Here is a 19,797-nt window from a genome sequence, read left to right on the forward strand (position 1 = left end):
ATACAGGAGCAAACATCACCATGACTTTCTCCCTGACACGCCGCCAGTTCGGCGCCCTGGCCGCCGGCAGTCTCGCGCTCGCATTGCCGGTGCGCCATGGATTTGCCCAGGCGGCCAGCATCCGGCTCAAATACGGCACGGCATTTCCGGCGGACCACCCGGGCACGTTGCGCATCAAGGAAGCCGCGGAAGCCATCCGCAAGGACACCGGCGGCAAGGTGGACCTCCAGGTGTATCCCGCCAGCCAGTTGGGCAGCGAGCCCGACATGATCTCGCAGACCCGCGCCGGGGCCATGGATTTCATGTCCACTGCCGGCACCAACCTGCAGACGCTGGTGCCGACCGCCGGCATCAACGGCGTGGCCTTTGCCTTCAAGGACTACGCCACGGTCTGGGCGGCCATGGATGGCGACGTCGGCGCGCATGTGCGGGCAGCGCTGGGGAAGGTCAACCTGCACGTGTTCGACAAGTGCCTGGACAATGGCTACCGCAATATCACCTCGGCCAGCCGGCCTGTTCAGACCCCTGCGGACCTGAAGGGCTTCAAGATCCGCGTGCCCGGCATCCCGCTCTGGATCTCGATGTTCAAGGCGCTTGGCGCCTCGCCGACCGCCATTCCGTTCGGCGAGCTCTACTCCGCGCTGCAGACGCGAGTGGTGGACGGCCAGGAAAACCCGCTCGCCCTGATCCGCAGCGCCAAGCTCTATGAAGTCCAGAAGTTCTGCTCGCTCACCGCGCATACCTGGGATGGCCACTTCATCTTCGGCAACGCCAGGAAATTCCAGGCGCTGCCCAAGGAAGTGCAGGCCTCCATCGCCACCCATTTCAACAGCGCGGCGCTGAGCCAGCGCGAAGACATCGCCAGGCTGAATATCGATGCCCAGGCGGAACTGGGCAAGCTGGGCATCACGCTGAACCGGCCCGATCCCACGCCCTTCCGCCAGTTGCTTCAAAGCGCAGGGTTCTACACCGAGTGGAAGAAAAAGTACGGCGAGGAAGCCTGGGCCAAGCTCGAGAAATACGCAGGCCGCCTGGCCTGACGCCATACCACCAGACCGCACGAGAAGCCGCGCATCAGCGCGTGCCGCATGGAGACACGACGATGGAGCACACTGCCGAAACCTTCGCTGCCGCACCGCAGGGACCAGGCGCCACCCTTGCCTTCTGGGGCCGCGCCATGCGCTGGGTCGTGGAGATTCCGGCTGCGCTGATCGTGCTAGCGGAGATCGCCATCCTGGGCGGTGGCGCGTTCGCGCGCTATGTCCTGCATGCGCCGATCCCCTGGACCGATGAACTGGCCAGCATGCTGTTCCTCTGGCTGGCGATGCTGGGCGCCATCATTGCGCTGCAGCGCAGCGCGCATATGCAGCTGACCACCTTCATCAAGGACCTGGCACCGGCCAGGCGCGCGTGGCTCGATGCCTTCGGCATGTGGCTGGTGGTGGCGTTCCTGCTGATGCTGGTCTGGCCGGCCTACGAGCACCTGAGCGAACACATCGACGTCTCGTCGCCAACGCTGGAGATCAGTGAAGGCTATCGCTCCGCGGCGGTGCTCGCCGGCGCGCTGCTGATGCTGGCGACGGCCGTCATCCGGCTGGTCGCGCAGGCTGACTGGAAGCGGGTTCTCGTCAGCGGCGTGGCGGTGGGCGTCATAGGGGCAATATTATGGGCCTTGTCCCCGGTGCTGGCAGAACTCGGCAATATCAACCTGGCCATCTTCTTCCTGCTGATGCTGGTGGCATGCGTGGCCATTGGCGTGCCGATCGCCTTTGCCTTTGGCCTGGCCACCATGTGCTACCTGGCCTTCACCACCACCACCCCGCTGTCGATCGTCCCGAACCGCATGCAGGAAGGCATGTCGCACCTGATCCTGCTCGCCGTGCCGCTCTTTGTCTTCCTGGGCGCGTTGATCGAGATGACCGGACTGGCGCGCGCCATGATCAGTTTTCTGGCCAACCTGATCGGGCATGTGCGTGGCGGCCTGCAGTACGTGCTGCTCGGCGCCATGTATATCGTCTCGGGCATCTCGGGCGCAAAGGCAGCCGACATGGCAGCGGTCGCGCCCGCGCTGTTCCCGGAAATGAAGCAGCGCGGCGCCAAGGACGGCGACCTGATCGGCCTGCTGTCGGCGTCCGGCGCGATGTCCGAAACGATCCCGCCCAGCATCGTGCTGATCACGGTGGGATCGGTCACCGGTGTGTCGATCACCTCGCTCTTCATCGGCGGCCTGATGCCGGCAGTCGTGGGCCTGGTCATGATGGCCTGCGTGGTCTGGTTCCAGACGCGCAAGGAAGACATGAGCACGGTGGTACGCCCTACGCGCGCCGTGATCGTGAAATCGCTGCTGGTGGCCCTGCCGGCGCTGGCCTTGCCCGTGATCATCCGCACCGCCGTGGTCGAAGGTGTCGCGACCGCGACCGAGGTATCGACCATCGGCATTTTCTATGCCGTGCTTGCCGGCATCCTTGTCTACCGGCGCTTCCACTGGCGCAGCATCTACCCGATGCTGGTCGATACCGCCGCGCTGTCCGGCGCGATCCTGCTGATCGTCGGCTGCGCCACCACCATGGCGTGGGCGCTGACGCAATCCGGCTTTGCCGACGACCTGGTGAAGATCATGTCCGCCGTGCCGGGCGGCAAGACCGGTTTCCTGCTGGTGTCCGCGCTGGCATTCGTACTGCTCGGCAGCCTGCTTGAAGGCATCCCGGCCATCGTGCTGTTCGGCCCGCTGCTGTTCCCGATCGCTAAGATCGTCGGCGTGCATGAAGTCCACTACGCCATGGTGGTGATCTTCGCCATGGGCCTGGGCCTGTTTGCGCCACCGTTCGGCGTTGGCTTCTACGCGGCTTGCGCCATCGGGCGCGTTTCGCCTGACGTGGCCATGCCGCGGGTCTGGCCGCACATGGCGGCGCTGCTGGTGGCCTTGCTGCTGCTGACGCTGGTGCCTTGGTTCTCGATCGGGTTTCTGTGAGCTAGGGCAGCCGAGAAATACAAAACCCGCGCAGATATCCGGCAGGGCGATATCGAGCACCGACAGCCCATAGAAGATTGCGCCGCTGCGCCCGAAGACATGGAACCTGCGCCGCAGGTCAAGGCCGATCGCTTCGATCCGACGCCACCATCGCCTGCGCCGCCTTGCCGATATGGTCGGCAAGGCGGCTCGCGACTGGCTGCCGGCTGTGCCGCGCGCGCTCGACGAGTCCCACCTCGCGATAGAACGTGTCGTCACCAAGCGGCAGCGCCGTCACGCCCGGCGGCCGCGCGCCACCTGCAAGCATGCGGGGCAGCAGGCCCACGCCGAGCCCGCGCGCCACCAGTTGCACGATGCCTTCGAGTTCGTCGAGCTCGATCGCTTCCTGCGGCACGATCCGTTGCTTGCGCAGGAACTGGTCGACCAGCCTGCCACCGAATGAAGCCCGGTCATAGCGGATAAAGGGTGCCGTGGCGATTGCGTCCCTCCAGTCCATGCCGGCCTGCGCGGCGGGCGCCAGCAGCTCGAAAGGCTCCTCCAGCAGCGAGCGCCATTCCAGTTCGGCGGGCAACGCATAGGGCGGCCGGATCATGACGGCGATGTCGATCTCGCCGGCGTCGACCTGGCCGAGCAGGTTGAGCGAGACACCGGGCACCATGCGCACACGGCAGCCGGGCAGCTCTGCCCGGAACGCGGCAATGGCATCGGCCAGGAAGGTGGCTTGCGCCGAAGCGATGGCACCGATGCGCACCATGCCCGAGCCCTGGATGTCGAGGCCCTGGTGGCCGATCCGCTCGTACAGCACCACCAACTCCTCGGCCAGCGCCAGCGTTTCGCGCCCGGCGGTGTTCAGGCGCGCTGAACGGCCGGTGCGGTCGAACAGCGCGAAACCAAGCTCTGACTCCAGCCGCTGGATCTGCGCACTGACGGCCGACTGCGTCAGGCCAATATGTGCCCCGGCGTTGGCGAAGGTGCCGTGGCGGGCGACGGCGATAAAGGTGCGCAGTTCTCGCAACATTTCGATTCATCATTTTTCGTGGAGCTAAGGTCAAAAATATATCGCTTTTATTAATTTTTCGCCATGCATAGACTTTGGCCCCAGGGCGGTGCGTTGGCGCGTGCCGTACGCCCCCCACCACACATCCATTGCCAAGAGTCCCCACACCATGAGCGAATCCACCGCAGTCCTGCCCCCGTTCCACCTGGCCTTCCCAGTCCACAGCATCGCCAGCGCGCGAGAATTCTATGGCGAGCTGCTGGGCTGCCCCGAAGGCCGCAGCTCGGAAGACTGGGTCGACTTCAATTTCTATGGCCATCAGATCGTGGCCCACCTGGCGCCGGAGGAATGCGGCCACCGCAAGACCAGCGCGGTGGACGGCGATGCCGTGCCGGTGCGCCACTTCGGCGTGGTGCTGCCGTTGAGCGACTGGCAGGCGGCTGCCGACAAGCTCAAGGCCGCCGGCATGCAGTTCATCATCGAACCGCATATCCGCTTCAAGGGCGAGGTCGGCGAGCAGGCCACCATGTTCTTCCTTGACCCGTCGGGCAATGCGCTGGAGCTGAAGGCGTTTGCCAATATCGCCTCGCTGTTCGCCAAGTAAGTCTGAAAACGCGCGGCCACACCGCGCCCCGACCGGCCCGCAGGCCGGCACTCCACGCGGCGCCGAAGCCAGCGCCGCGTGTCCGCCCCCAAAGCAGCAAGAGTCTGACATGCGAAGAATCCTGGTAGCCAATCGCGGCGAGATTGCCTGTCGCATCATCCGCGCCGCGCAGGCGCTTGGCATCGAGACCGTGGCCGTGTATTCCGAGGCCGACGCCGGTGCCCTGCATTGCCAGATGGCCGACGTGGCCGTGTCCATCGGCCCCGCCCCCGCGGCACAAAGCTATCTGAATACCGAAGCCGTCCTGGCAGCCGGGCTGGCGCATGGCGCCGACGGCGTGCATCCGGGCTACGGCTTCCTCTCCGAGAACACTGCCTTTGCCCAGGCCGCCGAGGCCGCCGGCATGCGCTGGATCGGGCCTTCGGTCGAATCGATCGAGAACATGGGCGACAAGAACCGCGCGCGCGAAATCGCGGCCGCCTGCGGGGTGCCGGTTCTGCCGGGCAGCATCCGCTTCCTGCCCGGTGAGCTGGCTGGGCTGGAAGACGCTGCCGCGCAAGTGGGCTATCCGCTGCTGGTCAAGGCCGCAGGCGGTGGCGGCGGCATCGGCATGAAATGCGTCGACGGTCCCGACACACTGGCCGCCACCGTGGCCTCCACGCAGGCGCTCGCGCTCAAGGCCTTTGGCGATGGCAGCGTTTACCTGGAGCGCTACGTCGCGCGCGCGCGTCATATCGAAGTCCAGGTATTTGGTTATGGTGACGGCACGGCCGTGCATCTGTTCGAGCGGGAATGCTCGGTGCAGCGCCGCTTCCAGAAGATCATCGAAGAAAGCCCGGCACCCGGCCTGCCGGCCGAGGTCCTGGCACGCATGACTGCCGCGGCCGTCGCGCTGGCCGAATCGCAACGCTACCGCGGCGCCGGCACGGTCGAGTTCATCCTCGACGCCGACAGCGGCGAGTTCTTCTTCCTCGAGATGAATACCCGCATCCAGGTCGAGCACGGTGTCACCGAGATGGTCACCGGCTGGGACCTGGTGCAGGCGCAGATCCGGCTTGCAGCCGGCACCCTCGCGCGTGTGGCGCAAGCCGACATCCGCCATCAGGGCGCGGCGATCGAGTGCCGGCTCTATGCTGAAAACCCGGCCCGCCATTTCATGCCGTCGCCGGGCAAGCTGTCGGCCTTCGCGCTGCCAGTGATGCCGGCGTTGCGCGTCGACACCGGCGTGCGCGCGGGCGACACCATCACGCCCTACTACGACCCGATGATCGCCAAGCTGATCACGCATGGCGCCGGGCGCGAGTCTGCGCGCCAGGCGATGCTGGACGCGCTGGCGGAAACGCGCATTGAAGGGATTCGCCATAACGTCGAGTTCCTGGGCAACGTGCTGGCGCACCACGACTTCCGCGCGGGCCAGGTCGATACCGGCTTCGTCACGCGCGAGATCGCCCAGTTGATCGGCGCGAGCGCGGCGCCGCGCGCGGCTGCGCCTGCCGTCGGCAGCGAGGTGCAGCCCGAGGTGCAACCATGACCGCGCTGCCTGTCGACCTCACACCCGTCGCGGCCATCCCGTGGCACATCGAACCGTCGGGCGACCGCCTGCTCGTGGTTGCATTCGACGTCGGCCGTGATGCCACCGCTTTGCGCGCTGCCAACCGACAAGCCTGCGCCGCGGCAGTGCGAATTGCTGCCGCCGCACTGCCGGGCGTGACCGATGTCGTGCCCGCGCTGGCGACCTTGGGCATCCACTACCGTCCGTCCGCCGTTGGCGCCGCGGCAGGCACGGCACCGTTCCGGGCGCTGAGCGCAGCGCTGTCCGCGCTGCTTGCCGAGCCACTCGGCGCCTCGACTGCCTCCGCTCGCGTGGTCGACATCCCGGTCTGCTATGGCGGCGACCACGGGCCTGATCTCGAGGAGGTGGCCGCAAGCTGCGGGCTCGCGCCCGATGCTGTGATCGCGCTGCATAGTGCGGCGCCGGTCGATGTGCTGATGCTGGGTTTCGCGCCCGGCCACCCGTACGTGGGCAAGTTCGACGCACGCCTGTCCCCGCCACGGCGCAGCACGCCGCGCACCGCCGTGCCCGCCGGCTCGATCGGGCTGGCCAACTGCCAGTCCGTGATCTATCCGATGGTGCTGCCCGGCGGCTGGAACCTGATCGGACGCACGCCGCTGGCCTTGTTCGATCCGCACCGCGATGCGCCGTGCCTGCTCAATGCAGGCGACCAGGTGCGCTTCGTGCCGGTCTCGGCCGCACAGTTCGACGACATTGCCGCGTCGCAAGGCACTCCCTCACCGGCCCATGGAGCGATTCGATGACCACTACACCGGTACAACCAATCGGCGCCGCCATCGAGGTGATCAAGCCCGGTGCGCTGAGCACGTTCCAGGACCTCGGCCGCGTCGGCTACCAGCAGCTCGGCGTGCCTGCCAACGGCGTGATGGACGAGCGTGCGCATCGGCTGGCCAATGCGCTGGTCGGCAATACGCAGGACACCGCGACCCTGGAGATCACACTGATGGGCCCCACGCTGCGCTTCGACGCGGCCACTGCCGTGGCGGTCTGCGGCGCCGATCTCGACGCCAGCATCGACGGCACGCCGCTGCCCACCGCGCAGGCATGCGTGGTGCCGGCTGGCGCGACGCTGAGCTTCGGCAAGCGCAAGAGCGGGCTGCGCGCCTACCTCGCGGTGGCAGGCGGCTTTGCGCTGGATCCGGTCATGAACAGCCACAGCACCTTCGTGCGTGGCGGATATGGCGGCATGCAGGGCAAGCCGCTGCGCAAGGCCGATGTGATCGGCTTGCGCGCCCCGCGCGCCGCGCTGCCCGAGGTTCTGCCGCAGGCGCGCTTCGCCGCCGGCATCATGGCAGTGCCCGAGGCGCCGTTGCGGGTTGTGCGCGGGCGCGAGTGGCATGCCTTCAGCGCCACCGCGCAGGCGGCATTCACCAGCGCGGCGTTCCGTATCGGCGCGCAGTCCGACCGGATGGGCTACCGCCTCGAAGGGCCGGCGCTGGCCCTGTCCTCGCCGCGCGAGATGTGGTCCGAGGCGGTGGCATTCGGCACGATCCAGGTGCCGCCCGACGGCCAGCCGATCGTGCTGATGGCCGACCGCCAGACCACGGGCGGCTATCCCAAGATCGCCCACATCTGCGCCGTGGACCTGCCGCGGCTGGCGCAGCGCATGCCCGGTGAGAGCGTGCGCTTCACCGTGGTCGAACTGGAGGAAGCGCAACGGCTCGCGCAGTTGCAGGATGCGGCCTTCGCGGCGCTGGAGCGCGGCCATGGCTGAGATCGATTTCAACAGCGACCTTGGCGAGAGCTTTGGCATCTACCGGCTTGGCGATGACGCGGCGGTGCTGCCCCATATCAGCTCCGCCAACATCGCCTGCGGCCTGCACGCCGGCGACCCGCAGACCATCGCCGCAACGGTGCGGGCTGCCGTGGCCCGGGGCGTGGCGGTGGGCGCGCATCCCGGCTTTGCCGACCTGCAGGGCTTCGGCCGCCGCGCCGTGACGCTGTCGGCAGGCGAGATCTACAACCTGACCGTCTATCAGGTCGGCGCGGTGCAGGCCTTTGCCCGCGCCGCCGGCAGCCACCTGGCCCATGTCAAACCGCACGGCGCGCTGTACAACATGGCGGCGCGCGACGACGGCATGGCACGAGCCCTTGCTGACGCCGTGCGCGACGTGGACCCTGCCCTGGTGTTCTTTGGCCTGGCCGGGTCCGCGCTGGTGCGCGCCGCGCGAGAGGCCGGCCTGGCGGTCGCCGAGGAAGTATTTGCCGACCGCAGCTACCAGGCGGACGGCTCGCTGACGCCGCGCGGACAGCCCGGCGCCATGATCACGGACGTCGGCACCGCGGTGGCGCAGGTGCTGCGCATGGTCCGCGACCGCGTGGTGCGCTCGCAGCAGGGCACCGACGTGCCGGTGCGCGCCGACACGCTGTGCATCCATGGCGACCAGCCCGGCGCCGCCGGCTTCGCGCGCGATATTCGCGCCGCGCTCGAGGCCGAAGGCATCACGGTCCGCGCCCCGCGTACCACGGCGGTTCGCTGACTGCCTCCCCATCCAGATCAACAAGACAAGAGCCCCCATGCCAGACCAACCGAACGCCTTGCCCATCGTCGCGGAGACCACCGGTACGTTGTGGAAGATCGTGGCCGCGCCAAATGTTGCGCAAGCGCGCGATGCCACGCTGGTGATTATTGAATCGATGAAAATGGAAATTCCCGTGGAAGCGCCCGCCGACGGTTATGTGGCCGAATACCTGGTCAATGAAGGCGAGCCGGTCGAAGAAAGCCAGGTACTGGGCGCTTTCATTCCGGCAGGCTGATTTTCAAGACAAGCCCTTGCCCGGCAATGGCTTGTGATTATTCCAAGGCACAATCATCGCCGGCGGCAAAGACCGCGAAATACCTGGCAATTAATGAGCTGCCCGTGCTTTGGCGAGATGGACAGGCAGTAATACACGGCAGTAGTGCATGGCGTGCCCCGCAAGGGAACACGGCATGCACCCAGTCAGTTCATTCTGGCGCAGCCGAATAAAAGGAGACAGAAAAATGCATGGTCATCACCGACCAGGACAAGTCGCGCTTATTCCCACGGATTTTCACAGTTGATTTTGACTGGCACGCTTGTTGCTGAATAAAAACCAGAGCTTGCAGGCGTGCATTAACGCTGTGAATGCAGCAAGGATTGACCTGACAAAGCAGGCAGTCCATTAACAACAACAGGTAGGCAGCCGCGATTACAGCGGCGCAGCGTACCGGTATTCATGCTCAGACCCCGGGACCCGCAGGCTGCCACCGGCAGCCTGCGCGGCTTCGTTCACCCTGCTTCTGGAAACGTGATATGTCCAACGCCCCCACTTCCACGCTGCCGCTGGCGGATGCCTCTGCTTCGGCCCCCACCTCGGCCTCACAGACCGGCGATGTCGCCGTGGCCCGCAAGGCCGCGGTGGCCGCCGCCGCCGGCACAGCCATTGAGTACTACGAGTTCGGCATCTATGGCTACCTGGCCGCCACCATCGGGCCGCTGTTCTTTCCGGGCGACAACGCCACCGCGTCGCTGCTGGCAATCCTGGCGGTGTTCGGCAGTGCCTTCCTGATGCGCCCGATCGGCGGCATCGTGCTGGGCCGGCTCGGCGACCGCATCGGCCGCCGAGCCGTGCTGCTGGTCACCGTGATCGGCATGGGCGTTGCCACCGCCGCCATCGGCGTGCTGCCCATTGCCGCGAGCGCGGGCATTGCGGCCCCGCTGTTGCTGCTGCTGATCCGGCTGGTGCAAGGGTTCTTCGCCGGCGGCGAAGTCACGGGCGCGGCGGCGTACGTGGCCGAGTCGGCACCATCCGGCAGGCGCGGCTTCTTTGGTGCGTTCACACCAGTGGGCGTGGCCATCGGCGGCGCCCTGGCGGCAACCGTGTGCGGCCTGACCACCTCCATGCTGGGCAGCGAAGCCATGACGGCATGGGGCTGGCGCATCCCGTTCCTGAGCGCCATCCCGATGGTGATGATCTCGTTCATGGTGCGCAAGCGCGTGGAAGAGTCGGTGGCGTTCCAGCATTTCCAGCAACACAATGAACCGCCCAAGGCACCGCTGAAGGAAGTGTTCAGCCAGCACACGCCCGCGGTGCTCAAGGTGCTGGTGCTGTCCTTCGGGCAGAACGTGGGCTACTGGGTGGGCCTGGTATTCATGAACATCTACATGACCACCTACCTCAAGTATGACAAGGCCAGCGTCTACTGGATCATGGCCTTCGTCAGCCTCACCATGGCAGTGCTGATGCCGTTCTGGGGCGGCCTTTCCGACCGCCTGGGCCGGCGCAAGGTGCTCGCGATCGGCTTTGTCGGCTACACCGTGCTGGTGGTGCCGATGATGATGCTGATGGACCAGCAGAGCATCGGCCTCGCCTTCCTCGCCATGCTGATCGTGGCGCTGCCGATGCCGATCGTGCAGTCCGTCGGCTATCCCACCTACGCCGAGCAGTTCCCGACCCGCGTGCGCTATTCCGGCATGGCGTTCAGCTTCAACCTTGGCGCCATCCTCGGCGGCGGCGTAACGCCATACGTGGCTACCGCGCTGATCGGCGCCACCGGCAATCTGCTTTCGCCCGCGTACCTGCTGATGGGCGGCTCGGCCATCGCATTGCTCGGGCTGCTGAGCGTCAGGGAAACCGCGCGCGAGGCGCTGCGCTAAAGCGACACCGACCTGGAGCTACTCGACATGAATGACGCTACCGTTGCGCTGCCCGGCTGGGCGGCCAGCCCCGCCACCGCGCGCGCCGCCATCCGCAGCGGCGCCTGGCGCGGGCACACTGCCGGCATGGCGCCCGGCCGCGTGCAGGGCAACCTCATGATCCTGCCACGCCAGTGGGCCGACGACTTTCTCGGCTACTGCCGTGCCAACCCTGTGCCCTGCCCGCTGATCGGCATGACCGAGCCTGGCTCGCCGCTGGTGCCGGCGCTGGGCGAGGACATCGACCTGCGCACAGACCTGCCGCGCTACCGGGTCTGGCGCGATGGCAAGCTGGCCGGAGAATGCGGCGACATTGGCGCATTGTGGCGCGACGACTTTGTCGGCTTCGTGCTGGGCTGCTCGCTGTCCTTCGAAGATGCGCTCCAGCGCGCCGGGCTGGCGGTGCGGCATGTCGATGAAGGCAAGGTGGTGCCGATGTACCGCACCAGCATCGAAACCACGCCGGTGGGGCCATTCCGCGGACCGATGGTGGTGTCGACGCGCCCCTATACGCCGGCACAGGCCGCGCGCGCCAGCGAGATCTGCGCCGCGTTGCCGGCAGCGCATGGCAAACCGGTGCACGCCGGCGATCCGTCAGCGATCGGCATTGCAGACGTCAACCGTCCCGACGAAGGCGAGCCCACCGCCATCCTGCCAGGCGAGATCCCGGTATTCTGGGGCTGCGGCGTGACGCCTCAGGCCGCGGCCGTGCAGGCGCGGCTGCCGCTGTGCATCACGCATGCGCCCGGCTACATGCTGGTGGGCGACGTGGCGATCGAGGACGTCACGCTTACGCCGTAGGTATCCTCGACAACGTGAGCGCAGCCACGATGGTGCTCACGATGATCTCCATTGGCGTGCCCGGTCCGAAAATCTCGCGCACGCCGCACTGGCACAGCAAGCGCCTGTGGTCTGCCGGAACAATGCCGCCGACGAAGACCGGCACTTCGAGCGCGCGCTGCCGCAAGGCGTGTAGCAGCACCGGCAGCAGATCCAGATGCGCGCCGCCCAGCGTGGAGATGCCGATGGCATCGAACTCGCCATCGCAAGCAGAAGACGCAACCGCCTCGGCGGACTGAAACAGCGGTGTCAGTTCGACCACGAACCCGGCATCGGCAAGCCCGGCCGCCACCGCTTTCGCACCGCGGTCGTGGCCGTCCTGGCCCAGCTTGGCCACGAGGATCCGGGGCGCGCGGCCGAGCCGCTCGTGCAGCGCACTGACGCACTCGCAGGCCGCCAGCCATTCGGTGTTTCCGGCGCGAGCCGTGCCATACAGCGCTGCGTCGTAGGACGCCCGAACCGTATGGCGCGGCCAGACCTGGAGCAGCGCCCGGGTACATTCCCCGACCGTGGCGCGGCAACGCATGGCGTCGATCGCACAGGCGAGCAGGTTGGGGCCGCCGCGCGTGGCGGCCTCGGTCAGCGCCGCCAGCGCATGCCTGACCGCGGCGTCATCGCGGCGGCTGCGCAGCGCGTCCAGGCGGCGTGCCTGTTGCACGCGCACCTGGGTACCGTCAATCTCCAGGCATTCCTGGCCATTGTCGTCGGGCTCCTGGTAGCGGTTGACACCCACCACGACCTCTTCCTGCGCATCGAGCCGAGCCTGCGTCCGCAGCGCGGCCTGATGGATGCGCCGCTGCACCCAGCCGGATTCGAGGGCTGCCAGAATGCCACCCTGGGCATCGATGTGCGCCAGCACCGCGCGCACCTCCGTCACCATGCGGCCGGTCAGCGACTCGATCAGGTAGGAGCCCGCCCACGGGTCCGCCACCTCGCACAGGCCAAATTCATGCTGGAGGATCAGTTGCGTATCGCGAGCCAGCCGCGAGGCCTGCGCGCCCGGCAATGCCAATGCCTCGTCAAAGCCGTTGGTATGCAGCGACTGCGTACCGCCAAAGATCGCAGCCATCGCCTCGATCGTGGTGCGCGCGATATTGTTGAGCGGCTGCTGTGCGGCGAGCGTCCAGCCCGAAGTCTGGCAATGCATGCGCATCGCCGTGGCGCGCGCGCTGGTGCCACCCAGCTCGCACACGATGTCGTGCCACAGCAGCCGCGCGGCGCGCAGCTTGGCGATCTCGACGAAGAATGGCTTGCCGACGCCGAAGAAGAAGCTCAGTCCGCCGCAGAACGCGTCGACATCAAGGCCGCGCTCGCGCAGCAGGCCGACATAGGTCCTGGCATTGGCCAGTGTCAGCGCCAGTTCCAGCACCGGATCGGCGCCCGCTTCCTGGAAGTGATAGCCCGAGATCGACATGCCGTTGAACTTCGGCGCATGCGCGGCCAGCCATTCGACCACGTCAGTGGCGATGCGCAGCGACGGCTGCGGCGCATGGATCCAGGTGTTCCGGACCATGAACTCCTTGAGGATGTCGTTCTGGATGGTGCCGCGCAGCTGTTCGAACGGGACGCCCGATTCCTCGGCCGCGACCAGGAACGCTGCCAGTACGGGGAGCACCGCACCACTCATGGTCATCGATACCGACACACGATCCAGCGCAATGCCATCGAACAGGCGCCGCATATCGTCGACCGAGTCGATGGCCACGCCGGCCATGCCGACATCGGCGTGCGCCTGAGGGTCATCGGAATCGTAGCCGCGATGGGTCGGCAGGTCGAAGGCCACCGACAAGCCCTGAGTGCCCTGCTTCAGGGCCTCGCGATAGGCGAGGTTCGAGGTTGCGGCGTCGCCGTATCCCCCGTACTGGCGGATGGTCCATGGCCTGCCGCGGTACATGGAGGGATAGGGGCCACGAACGAACGGGGCCTCGCCGGGCATGCCGCCCAGGTGGCCAAGGCCAGTCAGGTCGTCGGGTCCATAGACCGGCTTCAGCTCCAGGGCACCTGCCGGGTCGTCCCGCTTCGCGTTCATCGTTGCCTCCACCGTTTCTGCGTGACCACATCGGCGATCTTCTCGCCGTCGCGGCTGCGCCGGATCTCACACCAGTGCGTCAATCCCTCCTCGTCCTCGCGCAGCGCGGAGAAGGTCAGCTCCAGCGACTCTCCGACATTGACGTTGCCATGGAAGAACAGGTCCCGCGCGAACACCGTGGGCGGATCCGCGTCGCGGCGCCATTGCCATTCCGCGCGATCGACCATGGCCTGGAAGCTAGCGAAGTACAGCAGGTCGGCGCCGTTGAAGTCGTTGCAGGGGCACGGCAGGTATTCGGCGGTGTGGCAGACGCGATGCCGGGCCTGGTCGAGCCCGAGATGCGTGCGCCAGTCCCCGCAGCGAAAACGCCGTGCCAGCAGCGACAGTTCCGCCGCCGGCGCCGACGGGCCGGCGCCGGCCCACTGCGCGGCCACGGTCGGCATGGTGCGCACGACCGAGCGGTTGTCCCGCTCACGCGTGCGGCGAATGAAGGTGGACAGCATCGTCACGCTGGCGCGGCGGTCCCCCTGCATGTCGACCACATGTTCGCTGAGGTGCTTCACGCCACCCGCTGGCACGATGCGCGAACCGATGCTGAACTCGGCGTGCTCGCCGACCGTTTGCGGCGCGGCATCGCGCACGCGGATCGCGGTGAACGCCGCATACACCGGATTGCCCTCGGCATCGCGGAAGTCCGGCACCGCCAGGCCGACGCCGGCGGCCAGCAGGCGCCAGTGCAGGTCGCCGCAGGTCTTCAGCAGCCAGTTCTCTGACAGGCCGGTGTATGCCAACTGGGGCATGCCGGCGACATGGCGCGAGACAAGGGCTTCCATGTCAGGCGGCCAGCGCGGTGTCGCCCCGGCCTGCGGCGATCAGGGCGGCCAGGTACTCGGCGTCGCGGGCGATGCCGGAGAATCGCCCAGATCCCCACGTGTGCAACCACGGCAGGCCAAGGAAGTACAGGCCGGCGTGTGCGGTCACACCGCGTTCGTGACCCGGATAGCCGCGGCCGTTGAACACCGGCACTTCGAGCCAGCTGAAGTCCGGTCGGAAGCCGATGCACCAGATGATCGAACCAATGCCGGCTGCCTGGGGATCGAGTTCGGTGCGCTCGGCCGGCGGCGTCCATACAGGCGCATAGACGCTCGGCGGCGGCGCCTCGATGCCTCGCTCCGCGATGAACTTGTCGATGCTCGCGTTGATGCGGTTGTAGGTCGCATCGGCATCGTCCAGGTTGCGACGCAGGTCCGGCGCAAAACGCAGTTGGCCGTCGAGGTAGTCGTCGAGCAAGCCGTAGAGCTCCATGCCCTCAGTGGCAAACCTGCGCAGGTCGATATCGCGCCCGCCGTCGCGGCCGGTGACATAGTGATTGGTGTTGTCGCGAACGCCCTCGCGCAGCGGATGCTCGGTGACCGGCAGGTCGTAGTACTTCATGTCCGCGAGCCAGTCCACGACGTCCCGCCCGCGATAGAAGCGCGCGCAACGCGGCGCCTCGCCGACGGCCAGATACACCTTGCGCCCGGCCAGGTGCAGGTCTTCGGCAATCTGCGCGCCCGACTGGCCCGAGCCGACCACAAGCACCGCACCGTCGGGCAGCGACTCGGGATTCCTGTATTCGGACGATTGCAGCTGCCGGATCGACGCCGGCAGGCGCTCGGCCATGCGCGGCACGATCGGCGTGTGATAACCGCCCGAAGCCACCACCACCTGGTCCGCGGTGAATGCACCCTGGCTCGTCACCACGGAAAATCCCCCCTGCGCGCGCGCCTTCACTTGCCGCACCTCGGTATGCTCGAGCACCGGCGCGCCGACGGTCCGGATAAAGCCATCGAGATAGGCCGTGATTTCATCCTTCTTCATGAAGCCGTGCGGATCGTCACCCCGGTAGGGATAGCCCGGCAGCGCGCATTGCCAGTTCGGCGTCACCAGGCAGAACGCATCCCAGCGTTGCGTGCGCCAGGTGTGCGTGACGGTGTGCTTCTCGATCATGAGATGATCGATGCCGGCCTGCTTCAGGAAGTAGCTCATCGATAGTCCGGCCTGGCCGCCGCCGACAATGATGACGCCGTAGTGCCTGGGTTCTGCGGCCTGGCCCGGATTGGTGTTGATGACGTGGGACATGTTGGATCCTTTAAGGCGAGGAGTTTGGAAATCGGCTAGCTGCCAAAGCCGAGAAACTGGACGGTGGCGTCGTCCCGAGCCTGGAACCGCTGCGCGGCGACTTCCAGGATGCGGAGCTGGTCCATTGCGGAGGAACAGGCGTAGCCATACCTGGCACGCACCCGCTCGGAAGCGGCGCCCAGCGCGGTACGCGCCCGCTCGACGAACTCGTCCAGCGGATACGCCGCGCCTTCGACAAAGTGCTCCGTGACGACGGAGGATGGGGAATAGCAGGCCATCTCGGTCTGGTCAGGCCAGCGGATGCGGAAATGGGTAACCGGCATGGCAGGTCTCAGGTTGGGGAATCGATCGGCGTGGCCAGGCGCGTCGGCAGGATGAACCCTGCCTCGCGGAAGTCCCACAACGTGGCCCGTTCGCCGGCGTGCGTGAGCGTGGCGACACGGGAATCGTCGATGGCGCCGATCTGGGCGCAGGCAATGCCGCGATCGAGGAAGCGGCGTTCGACCGCCTGCGCATCGTCGTCATCGACGGCCAGCAGGAAGCCATAGCTGGGGAATGCCGTCAGCCATCGCTCCAGCGGCACGCCATCGGGCCGCGGAATGCGCTCCAGCGCGATGCTGGCGCCCACCCCGGAGCATTCGAGCAGCATCAGCGCGGTGCCGAGCGCACCCGCCATGCTGATGTCCTTGGCCGCGGTGCAAAGGCCGTCTTCGGCCAGCACCGGCAAGAGTTCGAGATCCGCGCGCAGTCGTTCGCCCGGTGCGCCCGTCGATGCGTTCCAGAACGGGTACGGCTCCGCGAACGCGCCGCGCAGGTCCACCGCCATCAACAGGCGCTGCCCGGGACGCGCCGCGAAACTCGACAGCAGCTTGCGCGCCCGGCCAACGATCGCCACGGCAAGCTGGCTTTCCTCGCTGCGCGCGTTGCTGTGACCGCCGACGATCGGCACGCCATAAGCGGCAGACGCCGCTGCCATGCCCTGGAGCACTTCGGCGGCGTCGGCGGCGCCATGGCTCCATAGCGCATCGACCACGGCCGTCGGCCTGCCGCCCATCGCATAGATATCGCTGATGTTCACCATGACCGCGCTGTAGCCGGCGAACCACGGCATGGTGCGGATGAAATCGCTGACCAGTCCTTCGATGGCGAACAAAAGGTAGCCGTCGCCATCCCGCCATGCCGCGCAGTCGTCGCCGACATCGACAGCCATGGCCGCGTTGCGTCCGGTGGCCGCGGCGCCGAGTGGCGACAGCATGGCCGGGATATCGGTCTTATGCGCAAAACCGCGGCTGTTGCGCAGGGTACGTACGAGATCGTCGAGGTTCATCGCACGGCCCTGCCTTCGGCAATCAGGCCCGCGTGCGGGGTGTGGCAAGGCGGGTAATGGTTCAGGTCTGCCTGCATCAGGTGGTGAGGCCGCCCGAGCAGCGTCTCCTCTGCCAGGACGTGCCAATGCAAGCGCCTGAACAAGGGCACGTTCTGGCTCTGCACGTGCGCAAGGAAGCGCTGGCAGCCGATCGCGTGGGCGCTGCTCACCGCCAGGCGTATCAGCGTCGCACCGATCTTGCCCTGGCTTCGGTATGCCGCATCCACCGCAAGCCGCGAGCCGAACCACACGCCCGGCTCGCTTTCATGGATGCGCACGGTGCCGACCACGGTCCCGGGATGGCCCGGCAACTCCGGCTCGAAGCGCACCGCCACCAGCAGTTGCGCCACGTCGTCCACCGCGTCCCGGTCGTCGCCCGCGAAGATGCCCTGCTCCTCGCAGAACACGGCCTGGCGCAGGCGATAGGCCTGCTCCGGCTCCCAGGCGTGCTCCGCCCAGCGGATGCGGAACATCGGGCTGCCCGGCACCTCGACGCAGAGATCGCTTTTCATGATGTCGCTCCGTCGGTCGCCAGTGCCGCCTCGCGCTCGTAGGTGGCCAGCGACGAGCACGCGCCGCACTTGCCGCAACCCGCCTTGATATCCGACGAGCGCATGCCGGCGGCGCTCAGCATGGCGCCGAGCGGTTGCAGGATCGACTGCATGAAGGCCGGCGAGGGTGCCGGGTGGTCCTCCAGCGGCGTGCCGGAGATCGGCACGAAAGGCACCACGAACGGATACACCCCGAGTTCGATCAACTCGCGCGAGATCGACAGGATGGCTTCCGCGGTGTCGCCGAGTCCCGCGAGGATGTACGTGCTGACCTGCCCCCTGCCGAACACGGTAACGGCGGCCTTGAAGGCTTCCATGTAGCGGCTCGGCGGCACCGACGCCTTGCCCGGCATGATGCGTTCGCGCACCGCCGGCGTGACGACCTCGAGATGCATGCCGAGCGTGTCGATGCCGGCGGCCTTCATGCGCTCAAACCAGCGGTCGTCGTCGGGCGGCTCGCACTGCGCCTGGATCGGCAGGTCGACCGCGGCCTTGATGGCGAAGGCGCTCTCGCAAAGAATGGCCGCGCCCCGGTCCGGCGTGGGCGGCGTGCCGGTGGTCAGCACCATATGCCGGACGCCGTCGAGCAGCACCGCGGCGCGCGCCACTTCGGCCAGTTGCTCCGGTGTCTTGCGCGCGATCGTGCGGCCCGCCGCCAGCGACTGGCCGATCGAGCAGAACTTGCAGGTCTTCTTGCGGCTCTCGTAGCGGATGCAAGTCTGCAGCACCGTGGTGGCCAGCACATCGGCGCCATGCAGCGTGGCGATATGCGAATACGGGATGCCCTCCAGGGTCTGCAGCGCATGGAAACGCGGCGCCTTCGGAAAGCTGATGCTGGCAATCGGGATGGTGCCGCGCATCAGCGCGCTGCGCCCCGTTCCGTCGGGCGCCTGCGCCACGAACGGCGAGTGCCACGCGGTGCTGGTATGCACCGGCACCATGATGGTCACGCCGTCGATGGTGACCGCCTTGTGGTCGGACGGACCCGCCCCGCCGCGCCGGCTGGCCGCGCCGGCATTCGGGTCTTCCAGGCGCAGCCCGACGGACTGCAACTCAGTCATCAATTGCCGGCTCGAAGCCGGCACGGTCGCGCTGGATGTCATCGCGGATACTCCCATGGAAGTTGGAGAAGGCGCCTGCCATCGGCACTGCCGTCGCCGCCGGCCGCTCATTGATGGCCAGGCTTAGCAGTTCCGGGCGCGCGTAGTGGCCCACCGAATCCATCATTCGCTTGCGCTTGGTGATGAGCGACATGTCGAGGTCGGCAATGACCATGCCCTCGCCCTCGCGCAACGGCGGCGCCAGGTGCTGGCCCTCCGGCGAGATGATTGCGGTGTTGCAGCCGCCGCGCAGCGCCTTCTGCAGCGCCGGATCGGTGGTCACGGAGGCAATCTGCTCTTCAGTCAGCCAGCCGGTGGCGTTGACGACGAAGCAGCCGGATTCCAGCGCGTGATGCCGGATAGTGACTTCGATCTGCTCGGCAAAGATCGGCCCGACCAGCGAGCCCGGGAACTGGCTGCAGTGGATTTCCTCGTGCTGGGTCATCAGCGCATAACGGGCCAGCGGGTTGTAGTGCTCCCAGCACGCCAGCGCGCCGACGCGGCCGATCGCCGTGTCCGCGACCTTCAGGCCGGCCGCATCGCCCTGCCCCCAGATCATCCGTTCGTGGAAGGTGGGCGTGATCTTGCGGCGCTTGACCGCGAGGTTGCCCTCGGTGTCGAAGATAAGCTGCGTGTTGTACAGGCTGCCGTGGTCGCGCTCGTTCACGCCGAGCACCACGACCATGCCGTGCCGGCGTGCGCGCCCGGCGACGGCATCGGTGACCGGGCCGGGCACCACCACGGCCTGCTCGTACAGCCGCATGTGGTCGCTGCCGGAGTGCACCGGCGGCCGTACGAAGGAGAAGTACGGGTAGTACGGCACGAAGGTCTCCGGGAAGACGATCAGCTGCACGCCCTTTCCGGCGGCCTCGTCGATCGCCTCGCAGACCTTGGCCAGCGTGCCTGCGCCGCTCTCGAGGTCGGGCGCGATCTGGACCGCGGCCGCGCGCACAATGCGTTTCTGTGACATGGTGGCACCTGCCCTTT

General features: G+C 67.2%; 19 protein-coding genes. 10 read left to right on the forward strand and 9 right to left on the reverse strand.

The features are described from left to right. Positions 1-20 precede the first annotated feature (20 nt). The gene (locus AC07UK_RS00765) at positions 21-1,040 is read left to right on the forward strand and encodes a TRAP transporter substrate-binding protein (RefSeq protein WP_494685439.1); all 1,020 of its coding nucleotides are present in this window, start codon (positions 21-23) and stop codon (positions 1,038-1,040) included. 62 nt (positions 1,041-1,102) lie between these two features. After that, complete coding sequence (locus tag AC07UK_RS00770) at positions 1,103-2,971, forward strand: TRAP transporter large permease (protein WP_436221800.1); 1,869 nt, start codon at positions 1,103-1,105, stop codon at positions 2,969-2,971. Positions 2,972-3,089: 118 nt separating this feature from the next. Here AC07UK_RS00770 and AC07UK_RS00775 read toward each other — a convergent pair whose 3' ends face one another. After that, the gene (locus tag AC07UK_RS00775; protein ID WP_494685438.1) at positions 3,090-3,989 is read right to left on the reverse strand and encodes a LysR family transcriptional regulator; all 900 of its coding nucleotides are present in this window, start codon (positions 3,987-3,989) and stop codon (positions 3,090-3,092) included. A gap of 148 nt (positions 3,990-4,137) precedes the next feature. Here AC07UK_RS00775 and AC07UK_RS00780 point away from each other — a divergent pair, with 148 nt between their 5' ends. The 8 genes from AC07UK_RS00780 (at position 4,138) to AC07UK_RS00815 (ending at position 11,604) form a co-directional block, all read left to right on the forward strand. Beyond that, positions 4,138-4,572 carry a VOC family protein gene (locus AC07UK_RS00780; RefSeq protein WP_436221802.1) on the forward strand — a complete coding sequence of 145 codons (435 nt, stop codon included), beginning with the start codon at positions 4,138-4,140 and terminating at the stop codon, positions 4,570-4,572. 109 nt (positions 4,573-4,681) lie between these two features. Further along, positions 4,682-6,103 (forward strand): acetyl-CoA carboxylase biotin carboxylase subunit, encoded by a 1,422-nt coding sequence (locus tag AC07UK_RS00785; protein ID WP_494685437.1) that lies wholly within the window; start codon positions 4,682-4,684, stop codon positions 6,101-6,103. After that, positions 6,100-6,888 carry a 5-oxoprolinase subunit PxpB gene (gene pxpB, locus AC07UK_RS00790; RefSeq protein WP_436221804.1) on the forward strand — a complete coding sequence of 263 codons (789 nt, stop codon included), beginning with the start codon at positions 6,100-6,102 and terminating at the stop codon, positions 6,886-6,888. Before AC07UK_RS00785 ends, pxpB begins: the two co-directional genes overlap by 4 nt. Continuing rightward, positions 6,885-7,859: a 5-oxoprolinase subunit C family protein gene (locus AC07UK_RS00795; protein WP_494685436.1), complete on the forward strand. Its 975-nt coding sequence runs from the start codon at positions 6,885-6,887 to the stop codon at positions 7,857-7,859. The genes pxpB and AC07UK_RS00795 overlap by 4 nt, the downstream gene beginning before the upstream one ends. Continuing rightward, complete coding sequence (locus AC07UK_RS00800) at positions 7,852-8,625, forward strand: LamB/YcsF family protein (protein ID WP_494685435.1); 774 nt, start codon at positions 7,852-7,854, stop codon at positions 8,623-8,625. Before AC07UK_RS00795 ends, AC07UK_RS00800 begins: the two co-directional genes overlap by 8 nt. A gap of 37 nt (positions 8,626-8,662) precedes the next feature. Continuing rightward, the gene (locus AC07UK_RS00805; protein WP_494685434.1) at positions 8,663-8,902 is read left to right on the forward strand and encodes an acyl-CoA carboxylase biotin carboxyl carrier protein subunit; all 240 of its coding nucleotides are present in this window, start codon (positions 8,663-8,665) and stop codon (positions 8,900-8,902) included. 518 nt (positions 8,903-9,420) lie between these two features. Further along, positions 9,421-10,764 carry an MFS transporter gene (locus AC07UK_RS00810; protein WP_494685433.1) on the forward strand — a complete coding sequence of 448 codons (1,344 nt, stop codon included), beginning with the start codon at positions 9,421-9,423 and terminating at the stop codon, positions 10,762-10,764. A gap of 27 nt (positions 10,765-10,791) precedes the next feature. Further along, a complete protein-coding gene (locus tag AC07UK_RS00815; RefSeq protein ID WP_494685432.1) occupies positions 10,792-11,604 on the forward strand; it encodes a putative hydro-lyase in 813 nt (270 codons plus the stop codon). Here AC07UK_RS00815 and scpA read toward each other — a convergent pair. From scpA to AC07UK_RS00855, 8 genes are read right to left on the reverse strand one after another with little or no spacing between them, the layout of a single operon-like run. Then, the gene (gene scpA / locus AC07UK_RS00820) at positions 11,594-13,672 is read right to left on the reverse strand and encodes a methylmalonyl-CoA mutase (RefSeq protein ID WP_494685431.1); all 2,079 of its coding nucleotides are present in this window, start codon (positions 13,670-13,672) and stop codon (positions 11,594-11,596) included. The two genes, AC07UK_RS00815 and scpA, sit on opposite strands and share 11 nt — an antisense overlap. Then, positions 13,669-14,505, reverse strand: a complete 837-nt coding sequence (locus AC07UK_RS00825) for a Pnap_2097 family protein (RefSeq protein WP_494685430.1) — start codon at positions 14,503-14,505, stop codon at positions 13,669-13,671. The genes scpA and AC07UK_RS00825 overlap by 4 nt, the downstream gene beginning before the upstream one ends. A gap of 1 nt (position 14,506) precedes the next feature. After that, the gene (locus AC07UK_RS00830) at positions 14,507-15,793 is read right to left on the reverse strand and encodes an MSMEG_0569 family flavin-dependent oxidoreductase (protein ID WP_436221812.1); all 1,287 of its coding nucleotides are present in this window, start codon (positions 15,791-15,793) and stop codon (positions 14,507-14,509) included. A gap of 35 nt (positions 15,794-15,828) precedes the next feature. Then, positions 15,829-16,116 carry an MSMEG_0570 family nitrogen starvation response protein gene (locus AC07UK_RS00835; protein ID WP_436221813.1) on the reverse strand — a complete coding sequence of 96 codons (288 nt, stop codon included), beginning with the start codon at positions 16,114-16,116 and terminating at the stop codon, positions 15,829-15,831. Between the two features lie 8 nt (positions 16,117-16,124). After that, positions 16,125-17,120 (reverse strand): sll0787 family AIR synthase-like protein, encoded by a 996-nt coding sequence (locus AC07UK_RS00840; protein WP_494685429.1) that lies wholly within the window; start codon positions 17,118-17,120, stop codon positions 16,125-16,127. Beyond that, positions 17,117-17,671: an MSMEG_0567/Sll0786 family nitrogen starvation N-acetyltransferase gene (locus AC07UK_RS00845; RefSeq protein ID WP_494685428.1), complete on the reverse strand. Its 555-nt coding sequence runs from the start codon at positions 17,669-17,671 to the stop codon at positions 17,117-17,119. Before AC07UK_RS00845 ends, AC07UK_RS00840 begins: the two co-directional genes overlap by 4 nt. Further along, positions 17,668-18,771 (reverse strand): MSMEG_0568 family radical SAM protein, encoded by a 1,104-nt coding sequence (locus AC07UK_RS00850; RefSeq protein ID WP_436221816.1) that lies wholly within the window; start codon positions 18,769-18,771, stop codon positions 17,668-17,670. Before AC07UK_RS00850 ends, AC07UK_RS00845 begins: the two co-directional genes overlap by 4 nt. Next, positions 18,764-19,780, reverse strand: coding sequence for a Nit6803 family nitrilase (locus AC07UK_RS00855; RefSeq protein WP_436221817.1), 1,017 nt, complete (start codon positions 19,778-19,780; stop codon positions 18,764-18,766). The genes AC07UK_RS00850 and AC07UK_RS00855 overlap by 8 nt, the downstream gene beginning before the upstream one ends. Positions 19,781-19,797 lie beyond the last annotated feature (17 nt).

It is taken from the genome of Cupriavidus sp. GW821-FHT07C08 (assembly GCF_059419025.1).

Coding starts and splice junctions, on each gene's coding strand:
- AC07UK_RS00765 (WP_494685439.1), top strand. CDS start 21: ATGACTTTCTCCCTGACACGCCGCCAGTTCGGCGCCCTGGCCGCCGGC.
- AC07UK_RS00770 (WP_436221800.1), top strand. CDS start 1,103: ATGGAGCACACTGCCGAAACCTTCGCTGCCGCACCGCAGGGACCAGGC.
- AC07UK_RS00775 (WP_494685438.1), bottom strand. CDS start 3,989: ATGTTGCGAGAACTGCGCACCTTTATCGCCGTCGCCCGCCACGGCACC.
- AC07UK_RS00780 (WP_436221802.1), top strand. CDS start 4,138: ATGAGCGAATCCACCGCAGTCCTGCCCCCGTTCCACCTGGCCTTCCCA.
- AC07UK_RS00785 (WP_494685437.1), top strand. CDS start 4,682: ATGCGAAGAATCCTGGTAGCCAATCGCGGCGAGATTGCCTGTCGCATC.
- pxpB (WP_436221804.1), top strand. CDS start 6,100: ATGACCGCGCTGCCTGTCGACCTCACACCCGTCGCGGCCATCCCGTGG.
- AC07UK_RS00795 (WP_494685436.1), top strand. CDS start 6,885: ATGACCACTACACCGGTACAACCAATCGGCGCCGCCATCGAGGTGATC.
- AC07UK_RS00800 (WP_494685435.1), top strand. CDS start 7,852: ATGGCTGAGATCGATTTCAACAGCGACCTTGGCGAGAGCTTTGGCATC.
- AC07UK_RS00805 (WP_494685434.1), top strand. CDS start 8,663: ATGCCAGACCAACCGAACGCCTTGCCCATCGTCGCGGAGACCACCGGT.
- AC07UK_RS00810 (WP_494685433.1), top strand. CDS start 9,421: ATGTCCAACGCCCCCACTTCCACGCTGCCGCTGGCGGATGCCTCTGCT.
- AC07UK_RS00815 (WP_494685432.1), top strand. CDS start 10,792: ATGAATGACGCTACCGTTGCGCTGCCCGGCTGGGCGGCCAGCCCCGCC.
- scpA (WP_494685431.1), bottom strand. CDS start 13,672: ATGAACGCGAAGCGGGACGACCCGGCAGGTGCCCTGGAGCTGAAGCCG.
- AC07UK_RS00825 (WP_494685430.1), bottom strand. CDS start 14,505: ATGGAAGCCCTTGTCTCGCGCCATGTCGCCGGCATGCCCCAGTTGGCA.
- AC07UK_RS00830 (WP_436221812.1), bottom strand. CDS start 15,793: ATGTCCCACGTCATCAACACCAATCCGGGCCAGGCCGCAGAACCCAGG.
- AC07UK_RS00835 (WP_436221813.1), bottom strand. CDS start 16,116: ATGCCGGTTACCCATTTCCGCATCCGCTGGCCTGACCAGACCGAGATG.
- AC07UK_RS00840 (WP_494685429.1), bottom strand. CDS start 17,120: ATGAACCTCGACGATCTCGTACGTACCCTGCGCAACAGCCGCGGTTTT.
- AC07UK_RS00845 (WP_494685428.1), bottom strand. CDS start 17,671: ATGAAAAGCGATCTCTGCGTCGAGGTGCCGGGCAGCCCGATGTTCCGC.
- AC07UK_RS00850 (WP_436221816.1), bottom strand. CDS start 18,771: ATGACTGAGTTGCAGTCCGTCGGGCTGCGCCTGGAAGACCCGAATGCC.
- AC07UK_RS00855 (WP_436221817.1), bottom strand. CDS start 19,780: ATGTCACAGAAACGCATTGTGCGCGCGGCCGCGGTCCAGATCGCGCCC.